The organism is Streptomyces sp. NPDC006326, from assembly GCF_040612915.1.
Taxonomy (GTDB): Bacteria; Actinomycetota; Actinomycetes; order Streptomycetales; family Streptomycetaceae; genus Streptomyces.
This window is the reverse complement of the sequence record NZ_JBEXRC010000032.1, coordinates 57,454-79,375: the sequence shown is the minus strand read 5'-3', so window position 1 is coordinate 79,375 and position 21,922 is coordinate 57,454. Positions and strand designations below refer to the sequence as shown.

General features: G+C 68.9%; 10 protein-coding genes. 8 read left to right on the top strand and 2 right to left on the bottom strand.

All coding sequences use genetic code 11. The features are described from left to right. From pucD to ABZ128_RS23640, 5 genes are all read left to right on the top strand, one after another. On the top strand, nt 1-2,403 hold the full coding sequence (gene pucD, locus ABZ128_RS23660; protein ID WP_356850779.1) for a xanthine dehydrogenase subunit D: 2,403 nt from the start codon (nt 1-3) through the stop codon (nt 2,401-2,403). Nucleotides 2,404-2,703: 300 nt separating this feature from the next. Beyond that, the gene (locus tag ABZ128_RS23655; RefSeq protein ID WP_356850778.1) at nt 2,704-4,167 is read left to right on the top strand and encodes an NCS2 family permease; all 1,464 of its coding nucleotides are present in this window, start codon (nt 2,704-2,706) and stop codon (nt 4,165-4,167) included. A 69-nt stretch (nt 4,168-4,236) separates the two neighbouring features. Further along, entirely contained in the window at nt 4,237-5,400 is a 1,164-nt protein-coding gene (locus ABZ128_RS23650) for an XdhC/CoxI family protein (RefSeq protein WP_356850777.1), read from the top strand. Between the two features lie 101 nt (nt 5,401-5,501). Further along, nucleotides 5,502-6,782, top strand: coding sequence for a YncE family protein (locus tag ABZ128_RS23645; protein ID WP_356850776.1), 1,281 nt, complete (start codon nt 5,502-5,504; stop codon nt 6,780-6,782). A 153-nt stretch (nt 6,783-6,935) separates the two neighbouring features. Further along, a complete protein-coding gene (locus tag ABZ128_RS23640) occupies nt 6,936-8,168 on the top strand; it encodes a GNAT family N-acetyltransferase (protein ID WP_356850775.1) in 1,233 nt (410 codons plus the stop codon). Nucleotides 8,169-8,256: 88 nt separating this feature from the next. Here ABZ128_RS23640 and ABZ128_RS23635 read toward each other — a convergent pair whose 3' ends face one another. Further along, complete coding sequence (locus ABZ128_RS23635) at nt 8,257-10,473, bottom strand: germacradienol/geosmin synthase (protein WP_356850774.1); 2,217 nt, start codon at nt 10,471-10,473, stop codon at nt 8,257-8,259. A 260-nt stretch (nt 10,474-10,733) separates the two neighbouring features. Beyond that, nucleotides 10,734-14,762, bottom strand: coding sequence for an FG-GAP-like repeat-containing protein (locus ABZ128_RS23630; protein WP_356850773.1), 4,029 nt, complete (start codon nt 14,760-14,762; stop codon nt 10,734-10,736). Nucleotides 14,763-15,139: 377 nt separating this feature from the next. Here ABZ128_RS23630 and ABZ128_RS23625 point away from each other — a divergent pair, with 377 nt between their 5' ends. The 3 genes from ABZ128_RS23625 to ABZ128_RS23615 all read left to right on the top strand — a co-directional run bounded on the left by ABZ128_RS23625 (nt 15,140) and on the right by ABZ128_RS23615 (nt 21,872). Beyond that, complete coding sequence (locus ABZ128_RS23625; RefSeq protein ID WP_356850772.1) at nt 15,140-18,442, top strand: hypothetical protein; 3,303 nt, start codon at nt 15,140-15,142, stop codon at nt 18,440-18,442. A 257-nt stretch (nt 18,443-18,699) separates the two neighbouring features. Next, nucleotides 18,700-21,387 carry an RHS repeat-associated core domain-containing protein gene (locus ABZ128_RS23620; protein WP_356850771.1) on the top strand — a complete coding sequence of 896 codons (2,688 nt, stop codon included), beginning with the start codon at nt 18,700-18,702 and terminating at the stop codon, nt 21,385-21,387. A gap of 26 nt (nt 21,388-21,413) precedes the next feature. Further along, nucleotides 21,414-21,872: a hypothetical protein gene (locus ABZ128_RS23615; protein WP_356850770.1), complete on the top strand. Its 459-nt coding sequence runs from the start codon at nt 21,414-21,416 to the stop codon at nt 21,870-21,872. Nucleotides 21,873-21,922 lie beyond the last annotated feature (50 nt).

Genomic DNA, 21,922 nt, shown 5'->3' with positions numbered 1-21,922 from the left:
ATGGCTCAGAACACCCGCACCGTGCCCGCCGGTACGCCGACGAACGTCACCCAGAAGCACACCAAGGGCGGCATCGGCGAGTCCACGCTCCGCCCGGACGGCACCCTCAAGGTCACCGGCGAGTTCGCGTACTCCTCGGACATGTGGCACGAGGACATGCTGTGGGGCCAGACCCTGCGCAGCACCGTCGCCCACGCCGAGATCGTCTCCATCGACATCTCCGAGGCCCTGGCCATGCCGGGCGTCTACTCGGTGCTGACGTACGACGACCTGCCGGCCGAGATGAAGAACTACGGCCTGGAGATCCAGGACACCCCGGTCCTCGCCAACGGCCGGGTACGCCACCACGGTGAGCCGGTCGCCCTCGTGGCCGCCGACCACCCGGAGACCGCCCGCCGCGCGGCCGCCAAGATCAAGATCGACTACAAGGAGCTGCCGCTCGTCACGGACGAGGCCTCCGCCCTCGCCGCCGACGCGCCGCTGATCCACCCGGGCCGCGACGACCACCACGCCGGTCACGTCCCGCACCCGAACATCGTGCACCGCCAGCCGATCATCCGCGGCAACGTGGAGGAGGCGCGCAAGCGCGCCGACGTGATCGTCGAGGGCGAGTACACCTTCGGCATGCAGGACCAGGCCTTCCTCGGCCCGGAGTCCGGCCTCGCCGTGCCCTCCGAGGACGGCGGCGTCGACCTCTACGTCGCCACCCAGTGGCTGCACTCGGACCTCAAGCAGATCGCCCCCGTCCTCGGCCTGCCCGAGGAGAAGGTGCGCATGACGCTCTCCGGCGTCGGCGGTGCCTTCGGCGGCCGCGAGGACATCTCGATGCAGATCCACGCCTGCCTCCTGGCCCTGGCCACGAACAAGCCGGTCAAGATCGTCTACAACCGGTTCGAGTCCTTCTTCGGCCACGTGCACCGCCACCCGGCGAAGCTCTGGTACGAGCACGGCGCCACCAAGGACGGCAAGATCACGCACATGAAGTGCAAGATCGTCCTGGACGGCGGCGCCTACGCCTCGGCCTCCCCGGCCGTCGTCGGCAACGCGTCCTCCCTCTCCGTCGGCCCGTACGTCATCGACGACGTCGACATCGAGGCGATCGCGCTCTACACGAACAACCCGCCCTGCGGCGCCATGCGCGGCTTCGGCGCCGTCCAGGCCTGCTTCGCCTACGAGGCCCAGATGGACAAGCTCGCGGCGAAGCTGGGCATGGACCCGGTCGAGTTCCGCCAGCTGAACGCCATGGAGCAGGGCACGATCATGCCCACCGGCCAGGTCGTGGACTCCCCGGCCCCGGTCGCCGAGCTGCTGCGCCGGGTCAAGGCCCGCCCGCTGCCGCCGGAGCGGCAGTGGGAGACCGCCGGCGAGGGCGCGGACGTCCGCGCACTGCCGGGCGGCCTGTCCAACACCACCCACGGCGAGGGCGTCGTCCGCGGTGTCGGCTACGCGGTCGGCATCAAGAACGTCGGCTTCTCCGAGGGCTTCGACGACTACTCCACCGCCCGCGTGCGCCTGGAGGTCATCAACGGCGAGCCCGTCGCGATGGTCCACACGGCCATGGCGGAGGTCGGCCAGGGCGGTGTGACCGTCCACGCGCAGATCGCCCGTACCGAGCTGGGTGTCACGCAGGTGACCATCCACCCGGCCGACACCCAGGTCGGCTCCGCCGGTTCCACGTCCGCCTCGCGGCAGACGTACATGACCGGTGGCGCGGTGAAGAACACCTGTGAGCACGTCCGCGAGGCGCTGCTGGAGATGGGCCGCCGCAAGAACGGCTCGTACCACCCGGCGTGGGCCAACGCGGAGCTGCTCCTGGAGGGCGGCAAGGTCGTCACCGACGGCGGCGAGGTCCTCGCGGACATCGCCGACATCCTTGAGGGCGAGGCCATCGACCTCGAACTTGAGTTCCGCCACCGCCCGACCGTCGCGTTCGACCTGGTCACCGGCCAGGGCGACGGCCACGTCCAGTACACCTTCGCCGCGCACCGCGCGGTCGTGGAGGTGGACACCGAGCTCGGCCTGGTCAAGGTCGTCGAGCTGGCGACCGCCCAGGACGTCGGCAAGGCCCTGAACATGCTCTCCGTGGTCGGCCAGATCCAGGGTGGCACCACCCAGGGTCTCGGCGTGGCGGTCATGGAGGAGATCATCGTGGACCCGAAGACCGCGAAGGTGCGCAACCCCTCCTTCACGGACTACCTGATCCCGACCATCCTGGACACCCCGACCATCCCGGTCGACGTCCTGGAGCTCGCCGACCCGAACGCGCCGTACGGCCTGCGCGGTCTCGGCGAGGCCCCGACCCTGTCGTCCACCCCGGCCGTCCTCGCGGCGATCCGGCAGGCGACCGGTCTGGAGCTCAACAAGACGCCGATCCGTCCGGAAGCCCTCACCGGCACCCTCTAGGACGGCGCGGTCCGGGGGCCCGAGCGGCCCCCGGACCCCCCTCGGACTCTCCGGGCGGTGTGACACGGGAACGTCACACTTCCAGTCCCACCGCCCGGAGTACGAAGTACCGCACCGCTCGCGGTCCGCTTCAAGGCAGTACACCCCCCGCAGTACCCAGCAGTACCCGCAGTACACGCAGTAACCATTCGCGTCGCCTCGGGCCGTCACCCCGGGTCGTGCAGCCAAACGCACCATCCCAAATCCCGCGATCTCCAATCCCCATGCGGGTGCCCCTTTGAACCTTGGGAGTTAGGCACCATGACCCAGTCGTCTGTGGAGCCCAAGACCACCGCGGAAGAGGCCGGCGACGGCTCTCGCAACCCCGCCGGACGGTCTTGGCTCGACCGGTACTTTCACATCACCCACAGAGGATCCAACCTCGGCAATGAGATTCGTGGCGGCGTCACGACCTTCATGGCGATGGCGTACATCCTCCTGCTCAACCCGCTGATCCTCTCCGGCAAGGACGTCGCCGGAGACACCATGAGCCAGAAGGCTCTCATCACGGCCACCGCCTTCGCCGCCGCCCTGACCACGCTGCTCATGGGCTTCGTCGGCAAGGTCCCGCTCGCGCTGGCCGCCGGACTCTCCGTCTCCGGTGTGCTCTCCTCGCAGGTCGCCCCGCAGATGACCTGGCCGCAGGCCATGGGCATGTGCGTGATGTACGGCGTCGTGATCTGTCTCCTGGTCGTCACCGGCCTCCGCGAGATGATCATGAACGCGATCCCCCTCGCGCTCAAGCACGCGATCACCATGGGCATCGGCATGTTCGTCGCCCTGATCGGTCTCGTGAAGGCCGGCTTCGTCGGCAAGGGCTCCGAGTTCGGTCCGCCGGTCCAGCTCGGTTCGGTCGGCGAGCTCGCCGGCTGGCCCGTCCTCATCTTCTGCGTCACCCTGCTCACCATCTTCATGCTGCAGGCCCGCAAGGTTCCCGGCGCGATCCTGATCGGCATCGTCGGCGGAACCGTCCTCGCGGCCATCCTCAACGCCGTGGCCGACATCGACCCGAAGGCCTGGAAGAACGGCGCGCCGGTTCTTGAGGGCTCCGCGGTCTCGATGCCCGACTTCTCGCTGTTCGGCAAGGTCGAGTTCGGCGGCTGGGGCGACGTCGGTGTCATGACGGTCGGCATGATCGTCTTCACCCTCGTCCTCGCCGGCTTCTTCGACGCGATGGCCACCATCATCGGCGTCGGCACCGAGGCCAAGCTGGCCGACGACAAGGGCCGCATGCCGGGCCTGTCGAAGGCGCTGTTCATCGACGGTGCCGGTGGCGCCATCGGTGGCCTGACGGGCGGCTCCGGCCAGACCGTCTTCGTCGAGTCCGCCACCGGCGTCGGTGAGGGAGCCCGCACAGGCCTCGCCTCCGTCGTCACCGGCCTCTTCTTCGCCCTGTGCCTCTTCTTCACCCCGATCACGCAGATCGTCCCGGGTGAGGTGGCCTCCGCGGCCCTGGTCGTCATCGGCGCGATGATGATGCAGAACGCCCGCCACGTGGACTGGGCCGACAGCGCGACCGCCATCCCGGTCTTCCTGACCGTGGCGATCATGCCCTTCACCTACTCGATCACGCCCGGTGTCGCCGCCGGTGTGCTCTCCTACGTGGCCATCAAGGTCGCGCAGGGCAAGGCCCGCGAGATCAGCGCCTTCATGTGGGTCCTGACGGGCGTCTTCCTGATCTTCTTCGCCCTCCACCCCATCGAGGCGTGGCTCGGCGTCAAGTAAGTCAGGTCCGCCCCACCCGACCCTCCACGCATCCGATACTGGAAACCGACCCTCTCCGAGGAGGCCGCAATGCTGGACATCGCCGAAGAACTGAACCGGTGGGTCGAGCAGGGACGTGACTTCGCCGTCGCCACCGTGGTGGCGGTCGGCGGGAGCGCACCGCGGCAGCCCGGAGCCGCACTCGCCGTGGACGGCGAGGGCACGGCCATCGGCTCGGTCTCCGGCGGATGCGTGGAGGGCGCGGTGTACGAGCTGTGCCGGCAGGCGCTGGAGGACGGCGAGACCGTCCTGGAGCGCTTCGGCTACAGCGACGACGACGCCTTCGCCGTGGGCCTGACCTGCGGCGGGATCATCGACATCCTGGTCACCCCGGTCCGCGTGGGCTCTCCCGCCAGGGAGGTGTTCGCGGCCGCGCTGGCCGCCGCCGCCCGCGGGGAGGCGGCGGCGGTCGCCCGGATCGCCGAGGGCCCGGCCGAGCTCAAGGGCCGCGCCGTGCTCGTACGGGGCGAAGGCGGCCACGAGGGCGGCTTCGGCGGCCACCCCGAGCTGGACCGCACCATCGCCGAGGAGGCGCGCGCCCTGCTGGACGCGGGCCGCACCGGCGTACTGGAGGTCGGCGCCGACGGGCGGCTCTGCGGAGAGCCGCTCAAGGTACTGGTCGAGTCCAGCGTCCCCCCGCCCCGGATGCTCGTCTTCGGGGCCATCGACTTCGCCTCCGCCCTGGTGCGGATCGGCAAGTTCCTCGGCTACCACGTCACCCTGTGTGACGCACGGCCCGTCTTCGCGACGAAGAACCGTTTCCCCGAGGCGGACGAGATCGTCGTCGACTGGCCGCACCGCTATCTGGAGGCGCAGTCGCAGGAGGGCCTCCTGGACGGCCGGACCGTCCTGTGCGTGCTCACCCACGACGCCAAGTTCGACGTCCCGCTGCTCGAACTGGCCCTGCGGCTGCCCGTCGCGTACGTCGGCGCCATGGGCTCCCGCCGCACGCACGAGGACCGCAACAAGCGGTTGCGCGAGGTCGGCGTGACCGAGCTGGAGCTGGCCCGGCTGCGCTCCCCGATCGGCCTGGACCTCGGCGCCCGCTCGCCGGAGGAGACCGCCCTGTCCATCGCCGCCGAGATCGTGGCGAACCGGCGCGGCGGCTCCGGTGCGGCGCTGACCGGGGCGCACATCCCGATCCACCCCGACGCCTCCACGTCGGTGATCGGCAGGATCGGCTCCGTCGCCTGAGACGCGTCAAAAGGGCGTGACCCCGCGGGGGTTGCGCCCTTTTCCCATTGCCTCTATTTTACCCGCCGGTAACAGCGCCGTCCTAGCAGGGAGTTGAGCGGATGTCCCGGCCCGAACGCACCGCCCGCACGTCCGTACGCACGCTCCTGGCCGGCGCTCTCCTGGCCGCCGCCTCCCTCGCGGCCGCCCCGGCCGCCGTGTCCGCCACCCCGGCCGGGGCGGCGGACACGGCGGCCGGGCTGCGCGAGGTGCTGTTCGTCGGCAACAACTGGGAGGGCACCGCCGACGTGCTCGCCTCCACCGGCGACCTCTCCAGGATCGGCCGGATCAACGTGATCTCCGACAAGGAGGAGCGGCTGCGGGAGATCTACCTCAACCCCGTGAAGCTCGGCTTCTTCCTGGGCATCCGCAACACCGCCGGCGAGGGCCACGACCAGTTCGTCGACGACATGTACACCACGCCGGACGGTTCCGCCGTCGTGGTCTCCCGGCCCAGCTTCGCCGACGTGGTCTCCGTCGACCTGGCCACCGGCCGGATCAACTGGCGTTTCCCGGTGGCCGGTTACCGCTCCGACCACATGGCCGTCTCCCCGGACGGCACCCGCGTCGCCGTCTCCGCCTCCACCGCCAACACGGTGCACGTCCTCGACATCGCCACGGGCCGCCAGGTCGGCTCCTTCTCCACCGGCGACAAACCGCACGAGAACACCTTCACCCGGGACGGCCGGTACCTGTGGAACAGCTCCATCGGCGACGTGACCTCCGCGCTCGACGCCCCCTGGCTCGACTGGACGAAGGGCGACCGTAAGATCACCGTCGTCGACGCCCGGACCTTCCGCACCGTCCGCGTGATCGACATGCGGGAGCGGTTGGACGCCTTCGGGCGCAAGGACCTCTCCGACGCGGTCCGGCCGATGTCCTTCAGCCCCGACGAGTCGAAGCTCTACTTCCAGGTGTCCTTCTTCAGCGGCCTCGTGGAGTACGACGTCGCCACCGACCGGATCACCCGCGTCAGGGAACTCCCGCAGAACCCCGCCACCAGCACCGACCGCACCACCTGGGTCAACGACTCCCGCCACCACGGCATGTCCATGAGCCCGGACGGCACCCGCCTCTGCGTCGCCGGCACCATGGACGACTACGCCACCGTCGTGGACCGCGCGACGCTCACCCCGGGGCCGCTCGTGCCCGCCGACAAGCCGTACTGGGCCACCGTCGACGGGGACGGCACCGCCTGCGTGATCTCCGAGAGCGGGGCCGACCGGGTCACCGCCATCGATTTCGCCACCGGCGCCAAGCGGGTGTCCGTACCCGTCGGAGACCATCCCCAGCGCGTGCGCCTCGCCCACGTGCCGAACGGCTGGACCGGACCCCGGCAGTAGCAGTCGGCCCCGGCAGCGGCGGCCGGAGCCCGGCAGCAGCGGCCGGACCCCGGCAGTGGCAGTGCGTGCCCGGCAGGCGCAGGAACCGGCCAGACTGGCAGATCCGGCCTTTATGGGGTGACCGGTCCGCGATGACCGATTAGTCTCCGGATCATGGTGGACATCCGCGAGGTAACCGAGTCCGACATCGACCGCGCGCTGGAGCTCGCCTACCTGGTCTTCCACGACCGCCCCGGGAAGGAGGGGCGCGAACGCCACCACGCCCTCCTGCGCCGGTGCGCCCGGCTCGGCGCCTACGAAGGGGACGCCCTGGTCGGGTTCATGGCCGCGTACGACTTCCGGCTCTCGGTGCCCGGCGCCGATCTGCCCTGCCCCGGGCTCACCTTCGTGTCCGTCGCCCCCACCCACCGGCGCCGCGGCGTCCTCACCGCCCTGATGGGGGAGCAGTTGCGGCGCACAGAGGCCGAGGGGAGCCCGGTCGCCGCCCTGTGGGCCTCCGAATCCGCCATCTACGGGCGCTTCGGCTACGGTCCGGCCACCCAGGGGGCCACCATCGAGATCGACTCCACCCGGCCGCTGGCCCTGCGCATCGACCCCGACCGGCGCCCGCTGCGGCTGGTCGACCCGGCGGACGCCCTCCAGGTGATCGGGCCGTACCACGAAGCGGCCCGCGCGCTCCGGGCCGGGCGCCCGACCCGCAGCCCGGACCGCTGGAGCGAGGGCTGGCTGTGTGAACAGGACGAGGAGGACGAGGAGTTGAGCCCGCCCCGGATCATCGTCCTCGGCGAGCCGGGCGAACCCATCGCCGGGTACGTGCTGTACCGCACCAAGCCGGAGGACGACGGCGGGGTCGTGCGCAGCCCCGGCCTGGTCCGCGTGGAAGAGCTGGAGGCCGACACCCCGGCGGTCGCCGCCGCCCTGTGGGAGTGCCTGGCCGCCCTCGACCTCACCGGCCGGGTCCGGGCCTGGGGCCGGCCGCTCGACGATCCGCTGCTGCACTTCGCCTCCGACCGGGACCAGGTCCAGGTCACCGCCCAGTTCCCGGCCCTGTGGCTGCGCCTGGTCGACGTACGGGCGGCGCTGACGGCGCGGTCCTGGGCCGCGCCGGTGGAACTGGTGCTGGAAGTGGCCGACGTACGGCTGCCCGCGAACGCCGGGCGGTTCCGGCTGAAGGCGGCCCCGGGCGGGGCGGCGTACGAGAGCACCGACGCGGCCCCCGACCTGGCCCTGGAGGCACGGGACCTGGCGGCGTGCTACCTGGGCGGGACGCGGGTCACCGAGCTGGTGGCCGCCGGGCTGGTGAGGGAGCACACGCCCGGCGCGGCGGCGGCGCTGGACACGGCCCTGCGCACGGAGCTGCTGCCGCACACCGCGGACGCGTTCTGACGCGTGCCGGCGGCCGGCCGCCGGGCACTGGACCGGGTACGGCGGCGGGGGCGGGCGAGCGGACCGTCCCCACCGCCGGGTTCACGGGTCAGGCAGGCGGTGAGACCCGGGCCGCCGCCATGCCGAAGGAGGAGCTCCACACCGCGGAGGACAGCCCGTCGGGTGCCCGGCTCAGGTCCTCCTCACGATAACGCCGCACCTGAACATGCCAGTTGAGGACACCCGCGATCCAGTCCCGGAGCTCCCCGACGTAGGCCTCCATCCCCGCCCTGGCCGCGGTGTCCAGATCCCAGTCGTCGTAGAGCAGCGGCAGCTGGTTCGCGACGATGTGCTCGAACTCCTCGATGCGCTGCGTCATCAGCGCATGGCAGATGTGCAGGGCCTGCGGATAGCCGATGTCGAAGAAGTTCCGGGTGACGAGGAGATAGTTGTGCACCTCGCCCTCGAACTCCACCTCCTTCTGGTAGGAGAAGACGTCGTTGATCAGGCAGGCCGTGTCGGCGGCGGCGTTCTCCAGGGACCGGATGGTCCCCGAGGCGTAGACGCCGTCGGGGATGCCCCGGCCCGCATGGCCCAGCCGGCACAGGTACATCGTCAGGGACGAGCCGAAGGTGCGGCGGCGCATCTCGGCGTAGTCCACGGGGTCCGGGATGCGGTGGTGGACCTGGTTCTCCACCTCCCACAGCCAGCTCTCCAGCATGTCGACCAGCGTGGCCCGGAACTCGGCCCGGTTGCGGGGGGCCATGCCCCGGCTGGTGCGCACCCACAGGTCGGCGAGCGCGCGCTCCATCGCGGTCACCGGCTGCGCCTGCTCGGCGTGGTCGACGGGGACCAGGGCGATCAGCCGGGCCGTGGCCGCCTTGGCGGCGGCCAGGTCCCTCGACCGGCCGAAGACCAGGGGGTAGTAGTCGTCGGCGTACGTGCCCCAGGTCAGCCAACACGCGTGGAGGAGCAGCTCCTGAGGCGTGGCGTCGGGGTCCAGGCCCGCCGAGCACAGCGCGAAGTCGAAGCCGCGCAGCTTCTCCTCGGACCAGATGACGGAGCCGGGGTCGCCGGGCTGGGGATGGAGCAGCCCCATCTCCCGGGCCCAGGCGACCGAACCCTCCCGGGCGTACGCGTGGTGCGGGCTGAGCGAGAGCGCGAACGGCAGGCGGATGTCCGGGATGACGGAGGGCCCGGTGCGCTCGAAGGGGACGTGCGCGAAGGACCGGCGGCGCAGCTCCGTCGCGCGGGGCGCCAGGAGCGAGCGGAGGTCGAGGGCGGCGGTGCCGAGGCCCTGGGGAAGGAAGGGCAGGGACAGCGGGGCGGTGGTCCGGGCCTCCTCGTTCATGTACCGGCTGGAGACCATGTGCCACTCGTGACCGCCGGACTGCCAGTCCTGCAGGCCCTTGACGTAGGCGAGGACGGCCGCGATCTCGGCCGGGTCCATCGCGTGGTCGGCGAACAGCCGGGGCAGTTCGACGAGCGCGGTCTGCTCGAACTGCTGGAGGCGGGAGGTCAGCAGGTCGTTGGAGGCCTCGGCGGCCTCCTGGGTGGTGCAGCCGAGGAAGGTCTCCAGCACCAGGACGGCGTTGGACAGCTCCCCCTCGTCGCCCACCTCGCGCTGGTAGGAGAAGAGGTCGTTGCGGATGTGCACGGCGTCGGAGAACGCGTCGCGCAGCACGCCGAGCGGCCGCGTGCGCGCGACCCGGGCCGGGACCTCGGCGGCGACGTACTCGACGAGGCCGGCGGACCAGGGGGCGCCGCCCACCTTGCGGCGCATCTCGATGTATTCGAGCGGATTGGGGACCCGGCCGATGCCGATGTTGCCCAGCTCCCACATCGACTCGTTGAGCAGGTTCGCGGTGCTGGCGGAAAATCGTTCCCGCCAGTCCGCCGACATGGCCGGGACGGTCCGCAGCCAGAGGTCCCTGAGCCCCGCCTCCACCGGGTTCGTCGGCTCGGGGAATCCGTCGGCCAGGTCCATCGGCATGAAGGCGGCGAGCCGGTCGAGATAGGCCTTGGCGCCGGCCCGGTCCTGGGAGCGCTTGAACGTCTCCAGGAAGTGGTCGTCGAAGAAGAACACCCACACGTACCAGTCGGTGACGAGGTTCAGCGCGTCGCCGTCGCAGTCGGGATGGGTGTACGCACACAGCAGGGCGTAGTCGTGCGCGTCGAGGTCCTCCTCCTCCCAGACGCCGGACCCCTCCAGCATCCCGAAGTCGCGGGCCCACTGCCGGGTGTGCGTTCTCGCGGCCTCCAGGTGGGGATTGCGTCGCGCCGGATAGGGCACGTAGAAATCCGGCAGGCGAAACGGCTGCGTCACGGCGGAAAAACCTTTCGGTCCAAGGGTGCGGCGACCCGTCAGGGCGCCCCCGCACGAGATCAGCCGTGCCCTACCCCTGCCCGCCGCGCGCCAAGGCCGATTTCACCGCTTCAGGTGACACCCCCGCGGATCCACACCCCCGCGGCCCCGCCGGCAGGTAGAGACCGTGCCCGCGCACTTCCTCCGCCTCCGTATGACTGAGGGGTGAGGCCCCGTACGGGACCCCACCCCTCACCGGATGGTCGGATCAGACGTCGAGGTCAGAGGATGACGTCGTACCCGTTCCAGCCGGTGCCGATCAGAGTGCGGCCCGTGCTCTGGAAGTCGAACAGCTCCCCGTTGTTGGTCGTGCCCACGATTTCCGGCGTGCCGTCGCTGTTGAGGTCGCTGGCGTAGGGATTCCAGCCCCCGTCCCAGAAGCCGTTCCCCAGGAAGGCGGGGGTGCCGAAGGTGATGGGTCCGCCGCCGGCGAGGGTTTTGTCGGTGGTGTTCGGGTAGAGGTAGACCTCGCCGCCGTTGTGGTTGCGGCCCAGGATGTCGGTCTTGTGGTCGCCGTTGAGGTCCGCGAACCGGATGGTGGTCCAGCCGTCTGGCCACCAGCCGTTGCCGATGAAGACCCGTCCGCCGAGCGTGCTGGTGCCGGTGCCGCCGCTGTGGGGATAGACCCACAGGTCGCCGCCGCCGTCCCGGGCGATGACGTCGGTACGGCCGTCGCCGTCGATGTCGCCGAAGCCCAGGTCGAGCGAGTTCCAGCCGACGCCGATCAGGTACCGGCCGTTGAAGGAGTCGGTTCCGGTCCTGCCCGTACCGGGGAACAGGTAGAGGTCGCCCTCCTTGGTACGCCCGACGATGTCCGTGTAGCCGTCGTTGTTGAGGTCGGCGGTGTAGGCGTTCGTCCAGTAGTCCCGCCAGAACCCGTTGCCGACGAAGTACCGGCCGCCGAGCATGCCGGTACCCGAACCGCCGGTGCCCTGGTACACCCACATGTCGCCGTTGGCGTCGCGGGCGAGGACGTCGGTGTATCCGTCGCCGTTGTAGTCGGGCCGGCTCTGCGAACCGCTGCTCCACAGGCTCTGGCCGGAGGCGTTGTAGAGCACCAGCACGCCGCGGCTGTGCAGCACGGCGTACGAGTACGGGGTGCTGGTCTTGGTGCTCCACAGAGCCGTGGTGCCGTTGGCTTCGTAGACGACGAGGTTGCCGTCGCTCTGCATCCGGGCCAGGGCGCCGTTGTGGCCCTTGGTGTGGGTGGCCCAGATGGGCTTGTTGTCCTTGGTGGACAGGACGAGGTCGCCGTCGGTCTGCATGACGAGTTTGGAGTTGCCGGAGGCGAACTCCTCGCCGGAGGCCAGGGTGGTGCCCGCGGGGATCTTGGCGCCGGGCACGCCGTCGATCTGGTAGCTCGCCGAGAAGCCGGTGACGGTGCCCCCGGAGGCGGTTCCGTTCCAGCCGAGGACCGTGTTGTCGGCCTGTCGGCCCCACAGGTCGCTCACGCCGTCACCGGAGACGTCGCCCACCGAGCCGATCTGCGGGAAGGCGGCCCGGGTGACGCCGCTGCCGATCTTGGTGCGAGTCTGGGTGCCCCAGGTGGTGAGGTCGACGATGCTCTGCGGATCCTTGCCCTTTTTGCCGTAGGTGCGCAGGATGTCGCCGGTGGCGTTGTCCCGGAGCCAGAGGTCGGGGACCTTGTCCCCGTTCAGGTCGCCGGGGACGACGACGGTGTACTTGTCCCAGTCGCCGTTGCCCACGAGGACCGGTGGCGCCATGGCGCCGTAGGCGTTCGTGGAGTACGCCCAGAGCTGCTTGCCCTGCTTGACCAGGATCTCGGGCATGGCATCGCCGTCGAGGTCACCGGGAGCGATGACCTGCTCGGCGTTGTACCAGTGGTCGTTGGTGTTGCCCTCGGGACGGTTCTCGCAGTCGGGAACCGCGTCGGGGCAGACCACGGTGAGCACGATGGGGTTGCTGACCGCGGTGCCCTGGCCGTTGTTGGCGTAGGTGGAGAGCTGATTGCGGGTCACACCGGAGGAAGGCTTCTGGAGGGAGACGAGGTCGTTGTAGCCGTCGTCGTTCCAGTCGCCGAGGGTGTCGATCTGGGCGCCGTTGAAGTCCTTGCCGGCGCGGGTTGCGGTGAACTTGGCGTTGCCCTGGCCGGCGTAGGTCAGGAGGTTGCCGAAGGAGTCGTTGCTCCAGACGTCGCGGTTGCCGTCGCCGTTGAGGTCACCGGGGATGTCCCTGGTGGCGGAGCGGGAGGCGTAGAAGAGGTAGGCGGTGGTGTCGGAGCGGTTGCCCGCCGCATCCTGGCTCAGGGCGTACACGAAGTGCGGGCCGGCGCCGGGCGGGGTGAGCGTGACGTCGATCTTACCGCCGGGGGCCACGGTGGCGCTCTTCACCTCGGGGTCCCAGTCGGTGTAGTAGCCGAACCAGGTCACGTCCGTCACGCCGTTGGCGCTGATGGTGAACGGTCCGGGGGTGCGGGCCTTGCCGGTGACGGCGGGCCAGCCGTTCCTGCCGTCGGGGAAGACCGTCGAGGTGATCTTCGGGGCCTTCGTCGGCCGCTTGCGGTCGACGGTGAACTTGCAGGTCTGGGACCAGGCGGAGGTGGCGTTGTCCTGGTCGGTGGCGCGGACCTTCCAGGTGTAGGTGCCGTCGGGCAGGCTGGCGTCGGGGACGTTCCAGGTGGCGACCTTGCCGTTGTTGGCGGGGATCTTCTGGGTGGCGACCGGTGTGCTCTGGCCGGCCTTGAAGACCTGGTACTCGGCGGTCAGGTTTCCGGCGTCGGGGTCGGAGATCGTCGCGTAGATGCTGACGGTGGTGTTGCCGATCGTGCCGCCCTGCGTACAGGGGACCCAGGGGGAGGTTCCCGGGTCGGAGGGGGTGCGCGGCGGGTTGTTGTACTCCGTTTCCAGGGTGATGGTCTTGGGGTCGAACCGCTTCCACTGGTACACGTCGGACTCGTTGGAGGCGTACAGGCCCAGAGTCACGCTGGACCAGCCCTTGGTGGCGGATTCCCTGGCGGCGGCGGTGGCGTCGAACTCAAGGTTGCCCGCGCCGCAGTCGGGGCGGCCCTTGGCGGCGGAGACGGTGGCGAGCTTGGTGCCCTTGCCGGGCTGGTTGTTCCAGGTGGTAGCGGGTGTGATGGGTGTGGTGGTCCACAGCTCGACGGGTGTGGGGGTGCAGGACCAGGCCCAGGTCTCCTTGACGCGGAAGGTCGACTTGTTGACCTGGGCGCCCTTGAGGTTGGAGGTGTCGAGCTGGAAGAAGGAGCGGGACAGGCCGCCCGTCTCGCTCTCGTAGCCGACGCGGACGTCCTGCTTGGTGTTCCAGTAGGAGTTGTTCGGCCAGCTGCGGTACGCCCAGGCCCAGTTCTGGCGCTCGCCCCACGCCACGGACGGGTCGATGAAGACGGGGTACTTGGTGGCCGCGCCGGTCAGCAGGGCCTGGTCGGGCTTGATCTCCAGGTTGCCGGCCGCGATGGTCGTCGGCATCTGGGCGTCCTTGGCGCCGGAGGGCGCCACGAACGCATCTGCGGGCGCGGCGGGCTCGGTGCCGTCAGCCGCGGCGGCGAGGGTTCCGGCGGCGGTCTTGGCCTGGGGGGCCGCGGTGGCGCCGGTGGTCGTGGAGTCCCACATCATGGGCGCGGAGGCCGTGAAGACGTCCTGCCCGGCGGGGTTGACCGCACGCAGCAGTCCGGTTGTCGCGTCACTGGAGACGTTCAGGCCGACGGTGTCGAGCTTGAACTTCAGCGTGGCCAGGTCGGGGTGCTGGGCGGCTGCGGGCGTCTTGACGACGAGCAGCTCGGAGAAGCCCTCGACGTCGGCCTTCAGTTGCAGGTCAACGTCCGGCAGTACGTTCGCGTACGTGGCCACGTTCGCGGCGAGCGTCGGCTTGGGCAGCGCCTTGGGCCAGGTCATCGACAGCGTCCGGCCGTCCTTGACACCGGTGAGCAGGGGTCCGGTGCCACCGCCGGAGAAGGCGATGGACACGGCCGATGCCTTCGGGGCCACCGTGCCGTCCGTGGCGAACTGCAGCGTCGGGTCGGTGGCGACCCATGCGCCGGCCCGCCGCACCCGCACGGTGGTCCCGTAGCGCTTGACCTGCCACTTGCCGGTCGGCAGCGCCCACGTGTCCGAGGTCCCCGTCCGCGCCGAGGTCAACTCGTAGGGCTGGCCGGTTTCCTTGGCCTTGGCGAGCGCGAAGTCGGCCGGGCTCATGGAGCCCTCGGCGACCGGGTCGGTGGCGGCGACCGCGCTCGCCGACGGGTGTATTACCGCCAGACCGGTAGCAGCCATTCCGGTTATAAGGGCCAAGGAAATGACCCGGGAAATCCCCCGCCCACGCGGCACGCCGACGAGGGCCTCTTTTCTTCTCACACACACTCCAACGGTCGGATATTCGCTGTGACTCTACTCGGCGCCCGCGCGCACACGCCTCTGACCTGGACTCTTTATGACCACTTTACGCGTGCCGCCCTATTTGCTCCTCTAGATCCGCTTGGTCGCATCCGCACGGATGGCGGTGTGTCAGATCGGTGAATTCGCCCTGTTAGTCTGCGCCGGTAAATTTGCTGAGAAACATGGGGTGGGGTGTGAGAAGATTTCGCATGCGGGGGCTTTCTGCGGCATTGGCCGCAGCGGTCCTCTCAGGCATGCTGCCCGGCGCTGTTGCCGTGGCGGACAGCAAAGACCGGCCTTCGCTGCCGGAGCTCAAGCAGCCGAAGGCGGTACCGGTCAAGCCGGTCCGTGCGGGCGGCGCGAAGAAGACCGACGACGCGGCAACGCCGTGGAAGGCCCCGAAGGTCGCCTGGCCGGCCGCCGGTTCGGCGGAGGTGAGCCTCTCCTCGTCCGGCCCGGTCTCGAAGTCCTTCCTCTCCGGCTCGGCGCAGGCACCGGCCGCCAGCACCGGCTCGCAGCAGGCGGGCAAGCTCCCGGTCGCCGTGTACGTGGCTCCGGGCAAGGCGGCCGAAGCGCCGTCCAAGGTGAAGGTCTCGGTCGCAGCCAAGGACGCGGCACGCAAGGCCGGTGTCGACGGTGTCCTTCTGACAGTGGCCCGCTCCGACGGCTCCGCGCAGGCCGGCGCAGCCAAGGTCGAGGTGGACTACAACGCCTTCCGCGGCGCGTACGGCGGCGACTACGCCTCCCGGCTGCACCTGGTGGAACTCCCGGCGTGCGCGCTGACGAGCCCGCAGCGCGCAGAGTGCCGTACGCAGAAGCCGCTGCAGACCCGCAACGACACGCGAGCGGGCAAGCTCTCCGCGCAGGTCACCACACCGGGCACCGCGCCGTCTCCGGCGAAGGGCGGCCAGGCACCGATGTCGGCCGGCTCGGCGGCCTCGGGTGCCACGGTTCTCGCCGCGACGGCCGACGCATCCGGCTCCACGGGTGACTACAAGGCCACTCCGCTGGCTCCTTCCGGTTCCTGGAGTGCCGGTGGACCGTCGGGCGGATTCTCCTGGGTCTATGGCATCGATGTACCGGTTCTCCCCGGCGGTCTGGAACCGAAGATCGGCTTGGGGTACAGCTCGCAGGCGGTTGACGGGCGTATGGCCGCGTCGAACAGCCAGGCGTCGTGGATCGGTGACGGCTGGAACTGGGAGCCGGGGTTCATCGAGCGCAAGTACAAGGCGTGCAACGACGACAAGACCGGCAGCACCAGCACCACGAAGGTGGGGGACCAGTGCTGGTTCAACGACAACGCCACGCTGTCCCTCAACGGCAAGAGCACTGAGCTGGTCTTCGAACAGGGCAAGGGCTGGCACCCGGCCGCCGACACGGGTGAGAAGGTCGAGAAGCTCACCGGTGCGTCCAACGGTGACAACGACGGTGAGCACTGGAAGATCACCACGACCGACGGAATGCAGTACTTCTTCGGCCTGAACCGGCTCCCGGGCTGGAAGGACGCGTCGACTCCGACGACGAACTCCACCTGGACGGTGCCGGTCTTCGGCAACCAGGCAGGGGAGCCATGCTACAACGCCTCCTTCGCGAGCGGCTGGTGCCAGCAGGCCTGGCGGTGGCAGCTCGACTACGTAGTGGCCCCCGGCGGCGCCGCCATGGCGTACTACTGGAAGACCGAGACCAACAATTACGGCCGCAACGTCTCGGAGACGACCGGCAAGTCCACGGTCACCCCGTACATCCGCGGCGGGTGGCTGGACCACATCGACTACGGCCTGCGCTCCGACAGTGTGTACACGGCCAAGGCGATGGGACAGGTCACCTTCGACGTCTCCGAGCGGTGCCTGAGCACCTGCGGCACCTTCGATGAGGCCAACGCGAAGAACTGGCCGGACTCCCCGTACGACCTGTTCTGCAAGGACGGCTCCACGGAGTGCAAGGACCAGTACTCGCCCACCTTCTGGTCACGTAAGCGCCTGACCGGCATCAACACCAAGGTCCTCACCGGCGGCGCCTACCAGGACGTCGACACCTGGACCCTGGACCAGGACTTCCCTCCCTCCGGCGACGGCATCTCCCGCGCCCTGTGGTTGAAGTCGATCACCCGTACGGGCAAGTCAGGGGCAGGAGCGGACATATCCCTCCCGCCGGTCACGTTCGCCGGCGAGCAGCGACCCAACCGCGTCGATGCCCTCGGTGACGGGCTCGCGCCGTTCATCCGGCTGCGCATGTCCCAGGTGACCACGGAGGCAGGCGGCACCATCGGTGTCACCTATTCGCAGCCCGACTGCACCGCCACGACCCTGCCCAAGCCGGACGAGACGAACACGACGCGCTGCTACCCGGTCAAGTGGGCTTGGGAAGGCGAAACCTCCAAGGTCGACTGGTTCAACACCTATGTGGCGAACCAGGTCGTCGAAGGCGACAACATCGCCGGCACGCCGGACAAAGTGACCTCCTACGCGTACCTCGGCGGAGCTGCCTGGGACAAGGACACGAGCGAGCTCACCAAGGCCGAGGACCGGGTCCACTCCGTTTCCCGCGGCTACGGGCTGGTCCAGACCCGTACGGGGGAGGCAAGTGATCCGAAGACACTCACGGAGACCCGGTACTTCCGGGGCCTGGACGGCAAGGAGGCCAAGGATTCTGCGGGCGTGGCCGTCACTGACCGGCCCGAGTTCGCCGGCATGGTCCGTGAGACGGCCACCTACGAGGGCGACGACACCACCAAGCTGATCAGCGCAACGTCCAACACGCCGTGGCGTTCCGCCGGAGGGGCCAAGCGCATCAGACCGGGGCTTCCGGACCTCGTCTCCTATCAGACGGGGACAGAGAAGGAGTCCACGCGTACCACCGTCTCCGGCGGCACGCGCACGACCGAGATCTCCCGTCACTTCGACGCGTACGGAATGGTCGACTGGGAGTCTTCGGCGGGTGACCTGGCCAAGACCGGTGACGAGACCTGCACGACGACGACGTACGCGCGCAACACGGCGAGCTGGATCCTGGACAAGCACAGCCGCGTCGAGTCCGTCGCAGTCCCCTGTGGTTCGGCCGTAAGCCGGCCCGCGGACGTGATCAGCGACACCCGCACGTACTTCGACAACGGCTCGCTCGGCACCGTTCCGGGCGCGGGCCTGGTGACGAAGACCGAGAAGATCAACGGCAAGGGCGACGGCTACGATCCCCTCTCCTCCGTGCCGTCCACGTGCGGGGCTGCGAAGAATCAGCTCTGCTACGACGTCCATGGTCGGGCGCTCGCAGCCGCTGACGCGTTCGGCAAGGTCACCACGACGGCGTACACCCCGGCCACGGGCGAGGCCCCGACTTCGATGTCGGTGACGAACCCGCTGGGCCACGTCACCACCTCGGCCCTCGACCCGCTGCGCTCGCAGCCCACGAAGGTGACCGACCCGAACGGGAAGGCCACCACGACGGAGTACGACACCCTCGGGCGGACCACGAAGGTCTGCTGCCGAACTGGACGGCCGCCGACAATCCGAACACTCCGAGCCGTGCCTTCGAATACACTGTCCGCAACGACGGACCGAACGTCGTCACCTCGAAGACGCTGAGCCACGACTACAAGTACTCCACCGTCTACTCCATCCAGGACGGGCTGCTGCGCGAGCGGCAGACGCAGACGCAGTCACCCGACCTCGCAGGCCGCCTCATCACGGAGACGTTCTACGACACCCGCGGCCTGGCCTGGCGCAGCTCCGGCACCTTCTACGCGGACGGCGCCCCTTCTCCGGATCTGGTCACGGGCCAGGAGCTCAACTACCCGGCATCCACGGACACCCTCTTCGATGGCGCCGGGCGTCCGACGGCGGTGATTTCGAAGAAGTTCGGCACCGAGACCAAGCGTGCCACCACGAGCTACACCGGTGACACCACGACGGTCATTCCGCCCACCGGTGGAACCGCAACGACCACGGTCGTCGACGCGCTCGGCCGCACCGTCGAGGTCAAGCAGTACACCAACGCTGCCCGAACGACCTCGCAATCGACCGTCTACGCCTACAACAGGCTCGGTCAGCTCGCTCAGGTGACCGACCCGGCCAACGCACAGTGGACGTACACCTACGACGTGCGCGGTCGCCAAGTCGAGTCGAAGGACCCGGACAAGGGGGTCACCAAGACCGCTTTCGACGCCGGTGACCGTGCGACGGATCTCACGGACGCCCGCGGTACCACGCTGCACACCGACTACGACGACCTCGGTCGGCCGGTGGCGACGAGGCAGGGCACCACGACCCTGACCTCCATGGTCTACGACACCGTTGCCAAGGGTCAGCTGACCAAGTCCACGCGCTTCGTCGACGGCAAGGCCTTCGAGTCGGAAGTGCTGGCCTACAACAACCTGTACCAGCCGCTGACCACCAAGGCGACCATCCCCTCCACCACCGATACGGGGGCGCTGGCCGGTACTTACCAGTGGACGAACACCTACAACATCGCCGGGCAGCTCCTGACCACCAAGCAGCCGGCCATGGGCGACCTGCCTGCGGAAACCGTCGGCAGCACGTACAAGTCGGTCTCGGGCCTTCTCAACAACATGGCCGCCGGCAGCAGCCGCCTCGTCTCGGCGATGACCTACGACCACTACGGCCGTAGTACGCGCCAGGAACTCGGCGCCCTCGGACAGCGCGTGTACCGCTCGACCGAGTACGACGAGCACACAGGAGCGGTCACCCGCGCCTACACCGACCGCGACCTCGCACCTCAGCGGATCGAGGACACCAAGTACACCAACGACCCCGCGGGCAACCTCACCTCCATCGCCACCGCGTACGGACAGGACGCCGCCCGTACCACTGACACCCAGTGCGTCAAGCTCGACGCACTGCGCCGTATCACGCAGGCGTGGACCAACAAGGGCGAGACCTGCGCCACGACTCCGTCGGCCACGGTCCTCGGCGGCGAGGACCCGTACTGGACGACCTACACCTACGACGCGGTCGGCAACCGCAAGACCGAGACCAAGCACAAGACGGCCTCCGGTCCGACCGCTGACACCGTCCGCACCTACACTCCGCCGACAGCCGGCAAGCACGACCTCACCAAGGTCACCCAGACCGGCACCGACCCGCACGACGAGACCTTCACCTACGACGAGAGCGGCAACACCAGGACCCGCAAGAGCGGTACCGGTGACACGCAGTACCTCGAATGGGATGTCGAAGGGCATCTGAAGTCCCTCACGCAGGGCACCTCCAGCGACACCTTCGTCTACGACACCGCGGGACAGCGCCTGCTCCGCAAGGAGGCCAAGAGCACCACGCTCTACCTGCCGGGCGGCAACGAACTCCACCTGGACAAGGCCGGAGTCGTCACCGGAACCCGTTACTACGGCGACGTGGCCATGCGTGAAGGCGGAAAACTCACCTTCACCATTGCGGATCACCACGGCACCGGCACGGTGCAGATCGCGGCGGATGCCACCCAGGCGGTGGTCCGCCGGAAGACCGGGATCTTCGGAGAGGCCCGCGGCTCCCAGCCCACCGGCTGGGCGGGCGACAAGGGCTTCGTCGGAGGCACCAGGGATGCCGACTCCGGCCTCACCCACATCGGCGCCCGTGAATACGACCCCCTGACGGGGCGGTTCATTTCGGTCGACCCGATCATGGACCTCAAGGACTCGCAGCAGCTGCACGGGTACACCTACTCGAACCAGAACCCCTTCACCTATTGGGACCCGTCGGGCCTGGCCCTGGAGGAGTGCGCCAGCGGCATGTACAAGTGCCACAACGGCAATGACCCGTACGACTACGGCAACCGCTACGAGACCATCGTGGAATCAGTAGGCGGCACCCTCGACCCGGAGTACGTCCGGCAGCGGGACCGCAGGGGAGGGAGCCGGGACGGCGGACGTCTGTCTTCCAAGGGTCGAGCCACCCCGAAGACGCCCAGCGAGAACGCGCCTTTCAGGTCGAAGTGGCACTGGTACGAAACGTACAATCTGGCGCTCGCCACCAGGGTGGCTGAGTATGATGCGCTGACGGCGGGCGCTTGCGCGGCGCACCTGGACTTGACGTGTGAACTGTGGAACTTCTACATCACAGGGGACGGTGCCGACAGGCAGGTGGACGTCGACGACCTCCTGAAAACCGATCCGGGTTTCAGTGCCGGCAAGGGCGTGGATTCGAGGTCGCGTGGTGTCGACCAGGTGCTGCACGACTGGTCTGTCGAAGCGCGTGGGAAATGCGGAGATGTGGACTCCTGCTCGTTCTCACTCGACAGTCAGTGGATCGGAACCCAGTTCTCAGGCGAAGACGGGGCGGTGGCCATCGGTCATGCCCAGATGCGCATAGTCGGTAAAATGGAGGTATCTGGCGATGGAGCAGGGCGCAAGGTGACCTCCGAGTACACCGTGGAACTGTACAAGGACTGGAACTTCGACAAGGCGAAGGAAGCCAAGGGGCTCTCGCTCAAGCCGTTTGCGGAAATGCATGAATACGGCCTGGCTCGGGAATTTGCAATGGTGGGGAAGAGTTCTACGCAATGGAAGACGCTGTGAGAGCCCGGAGCGCCAGGGTTTCCGTCGTGCTGGCGATGGTGCTGGCGGTGGCAGGCTGTTCCCTCTCAGGTGAAGAGAAGGCCGCCGTGCCTGCTTGTGTGTCCGACTCGGTACCCCCGGCGCTCCTGAAGAAGTACTCGCTGCCCGCACTTCCGCACAGCGAAGCGGTGCGCTTCTGTGAGACGCCGGACAAGGACGGCTCCTCTGCGAGATTGACGTTTCGAAGTGACCCGAAGGACTCGGACGCCTATCTCAAGAGCCTGGACATGGATCCGGCTGAATTCATCGACTCACTGCCCGGAAAGGTGGAGGAGTTGTCTCAGGACAAGGGTGACGCCTGGGCCTTGGACCGGAACGCCGCATACAAGGCCGGCATGAAGGCAATCGACTGGAACGGTCAGTGTCTGGTGGACTACCAGGCTTACATCCGGAAGACACCGGACTGGGACGGTACGGTCTACATCGGTCTGTACTGCCAGGTCTAGAACCGTCTGGGTGCCGTACCCATGACAACAGGGCGCCCGGCTCACCTTGG